The sequence below is a fragment of the Duganella sp. Leaf126 genome (assembly GCF_001423125.1).
Taxonomy (GTDB): Bacteria; Pseudomonadota; Gammaproteobacteria; order Burkholderiales; family Burkholderiaceae_D; genus Rugamonas.
The window spans coordinates 1-14,687 of record NZ_LMNW01000007.1 but is presented as its reverse complement, the minus strand read 5'-3'; the positions used below and the strand labels follow the sequence as shown (position 1 = coordinate 14,687).

Below are 14,687 nucleotides of genomic sequence, written 5' to 3'. Positions count from 1 at the left end.
TTTTTACTCAGGCGCGCCTGCCTGTCGTGGTGTCGTCACCATCGATCGACAGCTCGGCGTCGCTGTTGAACACCGCCATGTCGGTCTCGCCCATCACGCGGCTGGTGAGGGCGCCGGCCGTGATCGAGCCGCTGACATTGAGCGCGGTGCGGCCCATGTCGATCAGCGGTTCGATCGAGATCAGCAGGCCGGCCAGCGCCACCGGCAGATTCATCGATGACAGCACGATCAGCGCCGCGAACGTGGCGCCGCCGCCGACCCCTGCCACGCCCACCGAGCCAATGGTGATAATGGCCAGCAGCGGCGCGATGAAGTTGAAGGTGAACGGATCGATGCCGACCGTCGGCGCGATCATGATCGCCAGCATGGCCGGATAGATGCCGGCGCAGCCGTTCTGGCCGATGGTGGCGCCGATCGAGGCGGCGAAGTTAGCGATCCCTTCGGACGTGCCCAGGCGCTGGGTCTGGGTTTGCACGCTCATCGGAATCGCGCCCGCGCTGCTGCGCGAGGTGAAGGCGAAGGTCAGCACCGGCAACACCTTCTTGACGAAGCGCAGCGGATTGAGGCCGGCGCCGGTGACGATCAGCAGGTGCACCATGAACATCAGCAGCAGCGCGCTGTACGAGGCCAGCACGAAGTCGATCAGGTGCAGGATGTCGGCCGGGCTCGAGGTGGACACCATGCCGGCCATCAGCGCGAACACGCCGTACGGCGTCAGGCGCAGCACCAGCGTGACGATGCGCATCACGATCGCGTGGGCGACCTTGACGAAGTGCTCGAACGAATCGAACAGTTCGGGTTTCTTCTCGTGGATGCCGCTGGCAGCGACGCCGATGAACACGGCAAAGATCACCACCGCGATGGTGGACGTCTTGCGGGCGCCCGTCAGGTCGAGGAACGGGTTGGCGGGCAGGAAGGACAGCAGCATGTTGGGCAGCGAAATCCCCTGCGCCGTGCCGACCTTGCCTTCCAGGTAAACGCCGCGCGCCACATCGGCAGCCGACGCGGTCAGGCCGACGGCGGTCAGGCTGAAGGCCTTGGCCATCAGGATGCCGATGCTTGCTGCGATCAGGGTGGTCAGCATCAGCGTGCCGATGGTCAGCGCGCTGATCTTGCCGAGCGAGTCGAGCCCCTTGAGCTTGAGGATGGCCGAGACGATCGACACCATGATCAGCGGCATGATGATCATCTGCAGCAGCTTGATATAGCCGGAACCGACGATGTCGAGGTATTCGTTGGTGGTCGCCAGCGCCGGTGCGCTGACGCCGTAGATCGCCTGCAGCGCTGCGCCGAGCGCCACGCCCAGCCCCATGCCGGTGAAGACGCGCACCGAAAAGGACGCGTTGCGACGCTGAAGCAGGTACAGCACGCCCAGCAGCACGGCCGCCGCCGCCAGGTTCAGTAGTACGTTGATCGCCATATTTTTCTTCTTTCACTGCAAATAATTAAAGCCCGCAAACTACTGGCGGGGCAACCATTTTATAGGCAATCCCGACAGCAGGTAGGTTAGAATCGATATTCATTTCCATATCGCAACTTTCGTTTTACTACCTTGACGAGCATTCCACCGGGAGGCATAGCATGGCGAACAAACATCTGAAAGTCGGCACCAAGCTGGGACTGGGTTTTGGCCTGGTGCTGGTATTGCTGTTATCGATCGCGGCACTGGGCGTGTACAACATGAGCACGATCCATGCCAAGCTCGACCGGGTGGTCAACGAAAACGCCGTCAAGACCGAGCTGGTCGGCGTGATGTCGAATGCCGTGCACATCGTCGCGCGCGTGTCGCGCTCGGTCGTGCTGCTTGACAACGACGCTGCCATCGAACGGGAAATGACCAAGGTGGTCGGTGCGCGCGACGCCTATGACAAGGCGCGCGAGCGCCTGGCCGCGCTGCCGGCCACCGCTGCCGGCATCGCCATCCGCGAACGCATCGGCGCACTGCAGGCCGAGGCGCGCAACCACAACAATAAAGTGTTCGAGCTGGCCCGCGCCCACCAGGACGCTGCCGCCACCACGCTGCTGATGCAGCAGGCCGGTCCGGCCACGCAGAAATGGCAGGATGCGATGGAGGAGTACGCCGCCCTGCAGCGCGCCAGCAACCAGGCCGACGCCGACGCCGCTGCCGCCGCGTACGCGCGCGCCCGGACCCTGATGCTGGCGTTGAGCGCGCTGGCGATTGCGGTCGGCGCCGTGGCGTCGGTCCTGATCGCCCGCAACCTGCTGCGCCAGCTCGGCGGCGAACCCGATTACGCAGCCGACATCGCCGGGCGCATCGCGGCGGGCGACCTGACGGTGGCGGTGACCACCCGCGACGGCGACCAGCACAGCATGCTGCACGCGATGAAGATGATGCGCGATGCGCTGTCGGCCATCGTCACCGAGGTGCGCACCGGCACCCAGACCATCGCTGCCGCCTCGACCCAGATCGCCGCCGGCAACCAGGACCTGTCGTCGCGCACCGAGCAGCAGGCCAGCGCGCTCGAAGAGACGGCATCGTCGATGGAGGAGCTGACCAGCGCCGTGCGCCAGAATACCGACAACGCGCGCCAGGCCAATGTGCTGGCCGATACCGCCGCCAGCGTGGCGCGCCAGGGCGGCTCGGTGGTGGCGCAAGTGGTGGACACCATGGGTGCCATCAACGCATCGTCGCGCAAGATCGTCGACATCATCGGCGTCATCGACGGCATCGCGTTCCAGACCAATATCCTGGCCCTGAATGCGGCAGTGGAAGCCGCCCGCGCCGGCGAGCAGGGCAGGGGCTTCGCGGTGGTGGCCACCGAAGTGCGCAACCTGGCGCAGCGCTCGGCCTCGGCCGCGCGCGAGATCAAGGCGCTGATCGGCAACTCGGTCGAAAAAGTGGAAACCGGCAGCAAGCTGGTCGAGCAGGCCGGCCAGACCATGGTCGACGTGGTGGACAGCGTCCAGCGCGTCAACGACATCATGGTGGAAATCTCCAGCGCCGGCGCCGAGCAGGGCGCCGGCATCGAGCAGATCAACCAGGCAGTGACGGAAATGGATACCGTGACCCAGCAGAATGCGGCCCTGGTCGAAGAAGCGGCAGCAGCAGCCGAGGCGCTGCAGCTGCAGGCAGCCAACCTGGAACGCATCGTCAGCGTGTTCCGGGTCGATGGCTTGCCGGCGGTCCAGGCGCCCGCCAGCGTGTCCGCGCCGTCCCGCAGGGTCGCCCGCCTGGCGGTGCACTGACTTGAAAGGGATGCGTCCGCCACGTAAGCAGTGCTGTGGATATTTTCCAACGGGAAATCAACCGCCATGTGTTACGGTATGCCCCCCTGGTATGCGCGGAGCGCTTATGGCTATCAAAATACATGTAGTGCTGTTGTGCTTGCTTTTGCCGGTCACGGCCTGCGCCGCACCCGATGACGATGATGCGATCGCCACCGACCGCCCGGACTTCGTCGATTCGCCGGACGTGGTGGGCAAGGGCCGGTTCCAGATCGAAACCGGTTTCCAGCGTGAACGCGACACCGCCGACGGCGTCAGGCACCGCACCGATACCCTGCCCATGCTGCTCAGGGCTGGCGTGAGCGACGACTGGGAATTGCGGCTGGAAACCGATACCCGCCAGCGCGCCATCGACCGCGACCTGGCAACCGGCGAGCGCACGGTGACCAGCGGCTACGCCGACCTGTCGCTGGGCGCGAAATGGCATCTGCGCGATGGCGACGGCGCGCAGCCGGCGCTGGGCCTGGTAGGGCAATGGGATCTCGATACGGGTTCGAAGGCGGTGCGGGCGGCAGGCAAGGGCGGCTCGCTGCGCCTGGGCGAGGAGTGGCAGCTGGCCGACGACCTGGAACTGGGGCTGGTGCAGGGCCTGGCCTGGCGCCACCGCGACGATGGCAAACGGTTTACCAGCGCCCTGTTCGGCATGGTGCTGCAAAAGGACTGGACCAGCAGTTTCAGTACTTTCGTCGAATATGCCGCGCAACAAATTGCGCATGCGCGCGACGGCGGCTCGACCAGCACCTTCGACCTCGGCGCCAGCTGGCTGCTGAGCAAGTCGGTGCAGCTCGATACTGCACTGTCGCGCGGTATCAACCGCAACGCGCCGGACTGGAGCTGGACTGCCGGCCTGTCGCTGCGGTTCTGATCAGGCCAGGCCCAGCTGCGCCGGCATCAGGGGCTGCGCCGGCCGCCGGCCTGCTGCTGCCGGGCTCGACGTGGCGGCCGGCCTGGCGCCGGCGTGATCGGCCAGCGTGAACACGCCCACCAGCTGCGAGAGCTGCTGCGCCTGGTCCTGCTGCGCCTCGGCAGCCGCTGCGGCCTGCTCCACCAGCGCTGCGTTCTGCTGGGTCACGGTGTCCATCTCGGCGATGGCGTGGTTGATCTGGGCGATGCCCGTTTCCTGCTCCTGGCTGGCCATGCTGATCTCGCCCATGATGTCGGTGACCGACCTGACCGCCGAGACCACGCGCTCCATGGTGGCGCCGGCTTCGCCCACCAGTTGCGTGCCCATCCCGACCTTGCTCACCGAATCGTCGATCAGCGCCTTGATTTCCTTCGCAGCCGTGGCCGAGCGGTGCGCTAGCGTGCGCACCTCGGTGGCGACCACCGCGAAGCCGCGCCCCTGTTCGCCGGCGCGCGCCGCTTCCACCGCCGCGTTGAGCGCGAGGATGTTGGTCTGGAACGCGATACCGTCGATCACGCTGATGATATCGACGATCTTCTTGGCCGACTCGTTGATGCCGGCCATCGTGGTGACCACGTCGGCGACCACGGCGCCGCCTTGCTGTGCGATCTCCGAAGCGGACTGCGCCATCGTATTGGCCTGGCGTGCATTCTCGCTGTTCTGCCGGACGGCGGCCGTCAGCTCTTCCATCGACGACGCGGTTTCCTCGAGCGACCCGGCCTGCTGCTCGGTGCGCGACGACAGGTCCTGGTTGCCGCTGGCAATCTCGGTGGCGGCCGTCACGATGGAATCGGCGCCGCCGCGTACCTGGCGCACGATGTCGGCCAGGCTGTCGCGCATGGACTGGATCGCAAACAGCAGGCTTTGCTGGTCGTTCGCCCGCAGCATGATCGGCACGGCCAGGTCGCCGCCGGCGATGCGGCCGGCAACCCCGGCGACGTAGTTTGGCTCGCCGCCGAGCTGGCCCAGCACCTGGCGCGAAATCAGCCAGGCGCCGGCCGCGCCGCTGGCCACTGCAAGCAGGCCCAGCATCAGCATGAAGCGGCGCGAATTCTGGTAGGTTTCTTCGGCCGTGGCGCGCGCGCGTTCCATGGCCGTGCTCTGGTGCGCAATCAGTTCGTCGAGGCGCTTCATGTACGCCAGCTGCAGGTCGCGGGTGTTGGTCAGCATGAAGTCCACCGCCGCATCGGTGTTGCCGTTGCGGCGCAAGCGGATCACTTCGTCGATCGACCTGGCATACGGCGTGTAGGCGGCAGACACCGCATCGAACAGCGCCTGGCCCTTGGCCGACGACACCATCTCGTCGAGCTTTTTCGCTTCGACCACCACCTGCCGGCGGTTTTCCTCGACCGTGGCAAATTCCTTGGCCGACTGCGCCTCGTCACGGCGCAGCAAGCCGTTGCGCAGCGAGCGGGCGATCTTGTTGTTCAGGTTCATCAGGGTTTGTGCCTGCAGCACCTTCGGATAGTTGTCGGTGACGATGGCGTTGGTGCCGGCGTTCATCACGGACATGTAAAAGATGCCCAGCGCGATGGCGGCGACCAGCATCACCAAGATCACGCCGAAGCCGATGCCGAGGCGGGTGCTGACTTTCAAATTCCTGGTATTCATGATAATTCCGATGTCGAGAGGTCAGTCTCGCGTTTCTGGGGAACGTTGGCGGGGAATCGGGCCGGAGAGGGAGTGTGATCGCGCGGCTTGGGCGGTCGGGATGGCTTGATGTGGAGCTTGCCAATTGTCACCAATATACACAGGAATTTTCCACTCGGCAACTGATTGTTGGGCTTGTTGCGCATGTTATGATTCCTCGTAACATCACTTCATTACACGTAGCCGGGAGCGCTCGCCATGGAAGCCGGGTCGGGACAGAGATTGACGGGATTGCGCTTGTTGCTGGTCGAGGACAACCTTCTCAACCAGCAAGTTGCATGCATGCTGCTGCAGGCCGAGGGTGCAGCGATCACGGTCGCCGGCAACGGCGCCGAAGCCCTCGCGTGCGTGACCGCGCCTGGCCTGTTCGACGCCGTGCTGATGGACATGCAGATGCCGGTCATGGACGGCTACGAAGCAACGCGCCGCCTGCGCGCGCTGGGCCACACTAACCTGCCGATCCTGGCCCTGACCGCCCACGTGCTCGATGACGAGCGCGCCGCCTGCCGCGCGGCCGGCGTGAACGACTTCATCGACAAGCCGATCGACTTCGACGCCATGATCGCCACGGTGGCGCACCACTGCGGCCGCAACCAGTCGCCTTAATTTTTAGCTAATTTTTCCTTTCGCGAGAAAACGTTTTCATATAAGCTTGCCGCTTCCGAGTTTCCGTTTCGACAGGCTTGCTTATGACAACCACGTCTTCTTCCCGTCTCGATCTGCTCGACGCCCTGCGCGGCTTTGCCATCGTCTCGATCATGCTGTTGCATAACATCGAGCATTTCGACCTGTATTTCACGCCGCCCGGCGCGCCCGCCTGGCTGACGGCAATCGATATGGCAGTGTGGGACAGCATGTTCTTCCTGTTCGGCGGCAAGTCATACGCGATCTTTGCGCTGCTGTTCGGCGTCACCTTCTATATCCAGTTCCACGGCAGGGCCGCACGCGGCCAGGATTTCCGCCCCCGCTACGCCTGGCGCATGGTGCTGCTGCTGTGCTTTGGGCTGTTCAATTCCATGGTGTATCACGGCGATATTCTGAGCCTGTACGCGGTGCTGGGCCTGGCCCTGATACCAGTGGCCCGCCTGCGCAGCGCGGCGGTGCTGGGCATCGCCGTCTTCTTGCTGCTGCAGCCCTATGCCTGGCTGGAATGGTACCAAGCCTTGGCGGCGCCTGATACCAAGCTGGCCGACCCGGCATCGTGGGCCTATTTCGGCCGCGCGAACGAATATATGAAACATGGTTCGCTATTCGACGTCTGGACCGGTAATCTGACCAACGGTAAAACCGGCGTGATTTTATGGAGCTGGGAAAATGGCCGCCTGTTCCAGATTCCCGCCTTATTTATGTTGGGAATGTTGGCCGGCAGGGCAGGGTGCTTTATCACGTCGCCGGAAAATCAGCGGCGCTGGTGGCGCATATTCTGGCTGGCGATCGTCTTATTCATTCCTCTTTACTGGATCAAGACTTATCTGGGCACCTGGCATACGGGCACGGCAATCGAGCGCCCGCTGACGATCATTGTCACGTCGTGGTCGAACCTGGCATTCATGGCCGTCTTGGTCGCTAGTTTCAGCCTGTTATTTTATAAAGGGTCCGGACTGGCCTTTTTCTCGCCGCTGGGACGCATGAGCCTGACCAGTTACGTGATGCAGTCGGTGGTGGGAACGGCGCTGTATTACGGTTACGGCGCGGGTCTGTATCAATACACGGGGCCGACCCTGGCGCTGGCGATCGGCGCTGCGCTGGCCCTGGCCCAGCGCCAGTTCAGTGTCTGGTGGCTGCGTTCGCATGCGCAGGGACCGCTGGAAGCACTATGGCACAAGGCCACCTGGGCCGGGCAGGCGCGCCAGAAAATGGCGTGAATGTGCCGGTTTCCGGTTTGCTCCGGGCAGCGCGTAGCCCCTGGAAGAGGGTGTTACGCGAGCTCGGGATCGCGCCAGGTGATGCGGCCGTGGCCTGCTTCGTTCAGGCGCGCGATCAGCCCTTCGGCGTCGGTCGCCGGGAGGCTGGCTTCGAAGCGGACCTCGTCGCCGTGGCTGACATGGTCCAGTGTGGCGCCTGCCGAGTCGAATTCGCGCCTGATCAGGCCTTCCAGTGCATAAGGGGCGGTGCAGATTAACTGGCGCTGCCGGATCATCGCGATTTTCTCTGCCTTTAATAATGCCTGCGCCACGCTGTCGGTATAAGCGCGTACCAGTCCGCCGGCGCCGAGTTTTACCCCGCCAAAATAGCGCACCACGGTCGCCAATACTCCCTCCAGGTCCTGGTGCCTTAATACATCGAGCATGGGACGACCGGCCGTACCACTCGGTTCTCCGTCATCGACGGCAGCCGATTGACCGCCTGCCAATAATGCCCAGCACACGTGCGCCGCTTGCGGATGCTGCGCCCATAACTGCGCGACGATTTTCTGCGCGGCGGCGCGATCGGTCATCGGCTGGACGCAGGCAATAAAGCGGCTTTTCTTGATCAGCAATTCATGCTGGACGGGGGAGAGGATCGTTTGGGGCATGGCGTATCTGCGCGACTGCGGGGACAAACGGGCCATGGTGCCAGAAACTGCCGGAAAGACAAAATGGCCGCCAGGGCGGGCGCGATATAATCGCGTCTCCAGAAACCGGAATCGACCATGAGCGACACAGCAGACCAGGAACACGACGACCAATTAATGCGCGAACTCGGCCTGGCCGGGCTCGGCTTTTCGCTGATGCGGCTCGAAGGCCGGGTCTTCCTGCGCCTGACCGGCAGTGTCGAGTACGGCGGCCGTCGCTATCCGTACGACCTGGTGCCGGCGCAAGGCGTGCTGGCGAAACCGTCGAAGTGGCGCAAGCTCGACGCCGAAGGCCGCACCGCCGTGCTGCGCGAGCGGGCCAGCCCGGCGGTGGTGGACGAGCTGCACGGCCAGGTCCAGGCCTTCGTGCAGGAAATCGCCGACGCCAGCGACGACTGCGACCTCGCTCCCCAGCCCTTCCTGCAGGGGCTGGCCGACATGCAGATCGCGGAGCCGGCCGGCATGGTGTTCGACCGCATCCGCCAGCGCCTGCAGCACGCGGTCGAACGCGACATGGAAGAGCAGCATGCCGAGCGCACGCGCCAGAGCATCAACCTGGCCGAATACCCGGCCTCGTTCGAGGTGGCGCGCCGCATCAAGCGCAAGTTCATCGCGCTGCTGGGGCCGACCAATTCCGGCAAGACCCACCAGGCCATCGAAGCGCTGGCCAAGGCGCCCAGCGGCGTGTACCTGGCGCCGCTGCGCCTGCTGGCGCTGGAAAACTACGAACGGCTGCAGGCGATGCAGCCGCATGGCCGGCCGCTGGCCGTCAGCCTGGTCACCGGCGAAGAGCGGCGCCTGGAGCCGGGCGCCACCCACGTTGCCAGCACGGTCGAGATGCTCGATACCCGCACGCCGGTGGACGTGGCTGTGATCGACGAGATCCAGATGCTGGCCGACCGCGACCGTGGCGCCGCCTGGACTGCTGCCGTCTGCGGCGCGCCGGCCCACACCGTGTACCTGGTCGGCGCACCCGAAGCGCGGCGCGCAATCGAGGTGCTGGCCGCGCGCCTGGACTGCGAGCTCGAAGTGCATCTGCTCAAGCGCAAGGGGCCGCTGTCGATGGAGGACGGTCCGGTGCGCAAGCTGACCGGGCTGCGGCGCGGCGACGCCGTGATCTGCTTCTCGCGCCGCGAGGTGCTGATGTGGCGCGATAACGTCACCGAGGCAGGCCTGTCGGTGGCCACCGTGTACGGCAACCTGTCGCCCGAAGTGCGGCGCGCCCAGGCCCAGCGCTTCCGCGACGGCGCTGCCGACGTGGTGGTGGGCACCGATGCGATTGCCATGGGCCTGAACATGCCGATCGCGCGCATCGTCATGACCACCAGCGTCAAGTACAACGGCTACGAAGAAGAGGAGATTCCGGCGGCGCTGGCGCGCCAGATCGCCGGCCGGGCAGGGCGCTTCGGCGTGCACGAGGAAGGACTGGTGGCCGGTTTCGATCACGAAACCCATAGCGTGATGCGCTCGCTGCTGCGCGAAAAGCCGGTGCCGTTGAAAACCACCGGCTTTGCCGTGGCGCCGACGCTGGAACACCTACACCGCATCTCGGCCGTGACCAACGAGCACGCCCTGGCCAAGCTGCTCAAGCGTTTCATCCACAATATCGACGTGCCGGACGGCTTTTTCTACCCGCGCATCACCGAGGACCAGTTCGAACGCGCGGCCTGGCTCGATACCTTGCCGTTATCGGTGGCGGAGAAATTCGCGTTGTCGCTCGTGCCGATCTCGGCCAAGGTTCATACCCTGCAACATGCGTGGGAAAGCTGGGCCACGGCCCTGGCGCACAAGAAGATCACCCACCTCAAGCCGGAAAACAACCCGCTCCACTATATGAGCCTGCAGGAAGCGGAAAACGCCTGCCGGCTGTACTCGGCCTATGCCTGGCTGGCCTACCGCCAGCCCGACTATTTTCCGGACACGGCGCTGGCGCTCAGGCTGTCGCGCGAAGCGTCGGAGCGGGTCGATGCGATTTTGCAGGATCAGAATTCGGCCGCGCGCAGACGGCAGCCGAAGAAGTCCAAGCGCCGCTAGCGTGCCGGCCGCGCGTTGCGCGCGTCGGCACTGCTGCGGGGTAGTGCAGAGATTGCGGAGATTGCGGACGACGACTTACAGCGGCTGGTACGGACCGTGGCTGTACGGCTCGGCCCACAGTTCGAACATGCGGCGCACGATGGCTTTCCACGAACGGCGTGGGGCTTTCGGTGCAGCGTCGGTGGCGATGGTGAGTTCGGCGGTAGCGGTAGTCATGTGAGGCTCCTTTGCAAAGCATTCTTCAATGAATACATCTTACGCGCCTCACAGATATAAAGATAATTTCAATTTCCGATAAGCGGCATTCAAAAGTTGAATTTCTCTGAGGGAAGAGATCTGTCTTTCCGTGATATCTGTTATGCCGGCCGGCGAAAAAAAACGCCAGCCCGGATGCCGGCTGGCGTTTTCGCACTGTCTTGGTAGGCCGTGCGGGATTCGAACCTGCGACCAACGGATTAAAAGTCCGCTGCTCTACCAGCTGAGCTAACGACCCAAGGGCGCGAATTGTACTGGGCGCAGCGCGAAAATTCAACCGTGCGGCCGAGTTTTTATGACGCGCGCTGCCATTTTGCCATCGTCCGTGCGCCCCGACCTTCCGACCTCCGCTATGATAGCGACCTTGTTGGCAAACTTGTCAGCGTATCAATGACAAGGTATCACAAGGTATCACAGGGAGTCCCATGAATTCTGTCCGCACCGCCCCGTCCCAATTCGGCATCATCAACCTGCTCAAGGCAGGCGCCGCCCAGCTGATCGTGTTGCACCACCTGGCGTTCTACGGACCGATGGCCGACTACGTGCGCCCGGTCTTTCCCGACCTGATCGGCTGGCTTGGCGACAGCGCCCGCATCGCGGTGCAGGTGTTCCTGGTGATCGGCGGTTTCCTGGCAGCGAAGTCATTGTCGCCGGCCGGTCTGCCATCGCATCCGCATCCCCTCAACGCGATCTGGTACCGCTACGCCAAGCTGGCGCCGCCGTTCATTGCCGCCACGCTGGTTGCTGCCATCGCGTCGTCACTGGCCAGCCGCTGGATGGTGCACGATTCCATCTCCGCGCCGGCCACGCTGGCGCAACTGGCCGCCCACGCGGTGCTGCTGCATGGCGTGCTCGATTATCCGTCGCTGTCGGCCGGCGCCTGGTACGTCGCCATCGATTTCCAGCTGTACGCCTTGCTGGTGCTGCTGCTGTGGGGCGCCGGCCTCCTGGTCGGCAAGCACGCGGCGCGCTGGCTGATGCCGCTGCTGGTGGCCACCGGCATTACCGTGTCGCTGCTGCATTTCAACCTTGATGCCGGCTGGGATAACTGGGCGCCGTACTTCTTCGGCAGCTACGGCCTGGGCCTGATGGCGTGGTGGGGCAGCGACCCCGCCCGCAAACCGGGCGCGACCACGCTGATCATGCTGGGCGCACTGCTGCCGGCGCTGGCCGCGCTGGTGCTGGAATTCCGCAGCCGCATCGCGCTGGCGCTGGTGGTGGCAAGCGTGCTGTTCGTGTGCGGCCGGATCCGGACCGCAGCGCAGGGCAACGCCTGGACGGTCATCAACCAGCTGGGCAAGATTTCGTACTCGGTCTTCCTGATCCACTTCCCCGTCTGCCTGCTGGTCAACGCCGCCTTCACCCGCTTCGTCGCCCCCGAACCGGCACTGCAACTGCTCGGCATGCTGACCGCCTGGAGCGCCAGCCTGCTGGCCGGCGCCATGTTCCACCGCTGGGTGGAACTGCCGCTGAGCCGCGCAGTCCAGTTCATCACCGACAAGTTCGACCTGCGCGATGCAATCAAGCCCGGCAGTAGCCGGGGCGGGGTGGTGTCGCTGCGCTGATCGGGGTTGGTGATTGCGCCCGATCCGATTACCATGCCAACCTTGCAGTCAATCGCATCAACGAGAGAGGACGGTCGCATGACCTACGAAGAATACCTGGACGAAGTCACCACGCTGATCTTCGAAAAATTTGGCGTGACCGAAGCGGCCGCCGTCAAGATGGTGGTGGCAGCCCAGGACAAGGAGTTTTTCGTCAAGCACGACGAGAACGAAAAGCTGCGCACGGTCGATCAGGCGCATCAGGATGCCAAGGCGATCTACGAGGCGTCGGGGGCTGGCGGAAAGAAGGTGGGCAAGGCCAAGTAACGCCTGCTGTCTGCGCCCGGCTTGAACGCTGACGGACTAGCGCACATGATGTTGCCGGGCGAGGGCACCCCGGCGCGCGCTGTCGTGCCGCTGCCGGAACCGCTGTGCAAACGGTATCCGGCAAACTGCGGCAAAACCGGTCAGTAACGTTCGAGCCAGTGTGCGTAAGGCGCTGGCAAGGTCCACGAAGCGCGGTCCACCTTCAGTTCCTTGGCCGCAAAATACGCCCAGTGCGGATTGGCCAGGTGCGCCTTGCCGACCATGACCACGTCGAGCTGCTGGTCCTTGACGACGCGCTCGGCGATCTCCGGCGTACCGAAGCCCCAGGCCGACGACACCGGCACATCGGCCTGCTTGCGCACGCGTTCGGCGATCGGCCCCATGAAGGCAGGCCCCCACGGGATCGACACGTCAGGAATGGTAAAGCCCATGCTCACGCTGATCATGTCCATGCCGGCATCCTTGAACTGTTTGACCAGGCCGATCGATGCGCGCAGTGTTTCTTCATCGCGCCCGTCAAACTCGATCACGCCAAAACGGACCGTCAGCGCCAGGTGTTCCGGCCATACTTCACGCACGGCCTTCAAGGTCTCGAGCAGGAAACGGCTGCGGTTTTCCAGGCTGCCACCATAGATGTCATCGCGCTGGTTGCTGTGCGCCGAGAAGAAGCTTTGCGCCAGGTAGCCATGGGCGAAATGCAGCTCCAGCCACTCGAAGCCGACGTCACGGGCGCGCACGGCAGCGTCCACGAAATCCTGGCGCACGCGGGCGATATCGTCGAGCGTCATCGCGCGCGGCACCTTGCCCAGGTTGCCGCCAAACGCAATCGCCGACGGCGCGATGGTCTGCCAGCCGCGTGCATCGCCCTCGGCAATGTGGTCGTCGCCTTCCCACGGACGGTTGGCGCTGGCCTTGCGCCCGGCGTGGGCGATCTGGATCCCGGGCACCGCACCGGCCGCCTTGATGGCCTCGACGACCGGCACGAAAGCCTGCGCCAGGTCGTCGTTCCAGATGCCGGCGCAACCCGGCGTGATACGGCCTTCCGGCGACACGGCCGCCGCCTCGACAATCACCAGGCCGGCGCCGCCGCGCGCCATGCCGGCGTAATGTGACAGGTGCCAGTCGTTGACGAGCCCATCGACCGCCATGTACTGGCACATCGGCGGCACGGCAACGCGGTTGCGAAGGGTAATGTCTTTCAGCTTGAACGGTTGGAATAAAGCGGACATGGTGGCCTTTAGAAAGTAGAGGGGTAGAAGGTTCTTAATTTCGTAAATTATCGAACTACAGAATGAGTATAGCCGATCGTGTATGATTCTGCCGATGCGTCCCTACAAACATCCCCCTGCCAGCGAATTCGTGCTCGAACGCGTGCTGCACGCGCTGAGCGACACGATACGCCTCGACATCGTACGCCACCTCGCAGGCGTGCCCGCCGCCAGCTGCGGCGAACTCGACGGCGGCCGACCCAAATCCACGGTCTCGCACCACTTCAAGGTGCTGCGCGAATCAGGCCTGGTGCGCACCGAAAACAACGGCACCACCCACATGAACACGCTGCGCCGCGCCGATATCGACAGCCGGTTTCCGGGGCTGCTCGACGCGATTCTGCGTCAGCAGGGTGCTGATCACGGTTGAGTTTTAGATGAAGGTGAGCCAGCCAGTTTGTCTGCCGCACAGCCAACACGCAGGTAAATAGAAGCGGACGGCTAAAAGCAAAAAAGCCCACAAACCGAAATTTGTGAGCTTGCTATGAATCTTGGTGGGCCGTGCGAGACTCTAAGCTGCGCCCAACGGATTTAAGGTCTGCCAGGCCAACTCAAAGCGGAGTAAGCGCTCATTGTTGTCCGTTGCTGGCATCCTCCCGAGAGCGGAGGAAGGTCATTTGTCTGTTTGCGGGTGGGCTTCCTCTATACCGAGCAATCTCCACCAGTCTTTGGTGGAGTGCAAGACCCGCACGATCGATACGCCGTCGGTTTGCGGTAAGTAGAAAATCAGAAAGTTGTCAAAATCCTTGACGCGCCACTTTCGTATCCCGGCAAGAAAACGATGTTTCAGCGCGAGCGGTGCGCCGGTAATCCCCCCTGCAAATGATCGCCATCAGAAGTAGAATTTTCTCAATTAGTTTTTTGAAAGTTCTGCAATGAAGACTTCCCGATTCACCGACAGCCAA

13 protein-coding genes and 1 tRNA gene are annotated in these 14,687 nt (G+C 63.8%); 8 read left to right on the top strand and 6 right to left on the bottom strand.

The features are described 5' to 3' along the window. Positions 1 to 7 precede the first annotated feature (7 nt). A complete protein-coding gene (locus ASF61_RS07165; protein WP_056153209.1) occupies positions 8 to 1,420 on the bottom strand; it encodes an L-cystine transporter in 1,413 nt (470 codons plus the stop codon). Positions 1,421 to 1,581: 161 nt separating this feature from the next. Between ASF61_RS07165 and ASF61_RS07160 the strand changes: the two genes are divergently transcribed. Both ASF61_RS07160 and ASF61_RS07155 read left to right on the top strand, forming a co-directional pair. Then, positions 1,582 to 3,207, top strand: coding sequence for a methyl-accepting chemotaxis protein (locus ASF61_RS07160; RefSeq protein WP_056153206.1), 1,626 nt, complete (start codon positions 1,582 to 1,584; stop codon positions 3,205 to 3,207). A gap of 106 nt (positions 3,208 to 3,313) precedes the next feature. Continuing rightward, positions 3,314 to 4,111, top strand: coding sequence for a transporter (locus ASF61_RS07155; protein ID WP_056153203.1), 798 nt, complete (start codon positions 3,314 to 3,316; stop codon positions 4,109 to 4,111). Here the strand turns inward: ASF61_RS07155 and ASF61_RS07150 are convergent, their stop codons facing one another. After that, a complete protein-coding gene (locus ASF61_RS07150) occupies positions 4,112 to 5,761 on the bottom strand; it encodes a methyl-accepting chemotaxis protein (RefSeq protein WP_056153198.1) in 1,650 nt (549 codons plus the stop codon). 261 nt (positions 5,762 to 6,022) lie between these two features. Between ASF61_RS07150 and ASF61_RS07145 the strand changes: the two genes are divergently transcribed. Further along, entirely contained in the window at positions 6,023 to 6,406 is a 384-nt protein-coding gene (locus ASF61_RS07145) for a response regulator (protein WP_229205747.1), read from the top strand. A gap of 83 nt (positions 6,407 to 6,489) precedes the next feature. Continuing rightward, positions 6,490 to 7,665 carry a DUF418 domain-containing protein gene (locus ASF61_RS07140; RefSeq protein WP_056153191.1) on the top strand — a complete coding sequence of 392 codons (1,176 nt, stop codon included), beginning with the start codon at positions 6,490 to 6,492 and terminating at the stop codon, positions 7,663 to 7,665. A gap of 53 nt (positions 7,666 to 7,718) precedes the next feature. Here the strand turns inward: ASF61_RS07140 and ASF61_RS07135 are convergent, their stop codons facing one another. Beyond that, on the bottom strand, positions 7,719 to 8,315 hold the full coding sequence (locus ASF61_RS07135; protein ID WP_056153189.1) for a YigZ family protein: 597 nt from the start codon (positions 8,313 to 8,315) through the stop codon (positions 7,719 to 7,721). A 117-nt stretch (positions 8,316 to 8,432) separates the two neighbouring features. Between ASF61_RS07135 and ASF61_RS07130 the strand changes: the two genes are divergently transcribed. Then, a complete protein-coding gene (locus ASF61_RS07130; RefSeq protein ID WP_056153184.1) occupies positions 8,433 to 10,388 on the top strand; it encodes a helicase-related protein in 1,956 nt (651 codons plus the stop codon). Positions 10,389 to 10,463: 75 nt separating this feature from the next. On the opposite strand, the gene ASF61_RS23180 is transcribed toward ASF61_RS07130, so the two are convergent. Then, complete coding sequence (locus ASF61_RS23180) at positions 10,464 to 10,604, bottom strand: hypothetical protein (RefSeq protein WP_156369488.1); 141 nt, start codon at positions 10,602 to 10,604, stop codon at positions 10,464 to 10,466. Between the two features lie 201 nt (positions 10,605 to 10,805). Beyond that, positions 10,806 to 10,881 (bottom strand) — tRNA-Lys (locus ASF61_RS07125). A 187-nt stretch (positions 10,882 to 11,068) separates the two neighbouring features. Between ASF61_RS07125 and ASF61_RS07120 the strand changes: the two genes are divergently transcribed. Both ASF61_RS07120 and ASF61_RS07115 read left to right on the top strand, forming a co-directional pair. Next, entirely contained in the window at positions 11,069 to 12,208 is a 1,140-nt protein-coding gene (locus ASF61_RS07120; RefSeq protein ID WP_056153181.1) for an acyltransferase, read from the top strand. Positions 12,209 to 12,286: 78 nt separating this feature from the next. Beyond that, positions 12,287 to 12,514 (top strand): hypothetical protein, encoded by a 228-nt coding sequence (locus tag ASF61_RS07115; protein WP_056153178.1) that lies wholly within the window; start codon positions 12,287 to 12,289, stop codon positions 12,512 to 12,514. A 140-nt stretch (positions 12,515 to 12,654) separates the two neighbouring features. On the opposite strand, the gene ASF61_RS07110 is transcribed toward ASF61_RS07115, so the two are convergent. Further along, entirely contained in the window at positions 12,655 to 13,743 is a 1,089-nt protein-coding gene (locus ASF61_RS07110) for an NADH:flavin oxidoreductase/NADH oxidase (RefSeq protein ID WP_056153174.1), read from the bottom strand. Positions 13,744 to 13,837: 94 nt separating this feature from the next. On the opposite strand from ASF61_RS07110, the gene ASF61_RS07105 reads away from it, so the two are divergent. Next, the gene (locus tag ASF61_RS07105; RefSeq protein WP_056153297.1) at positions 13,838 to 14,152 is read left to right on the top strand and encodes a helix-turn-helix transcriptional regulator; all 315 of its coding nucleotides are present in this window, start codon (positions 13,838 to 13,840) and stop codon (positions 14,150 to 14,152) included. Positions 14,153 to 14,687 lie beyond the last annotated feature (535 nt).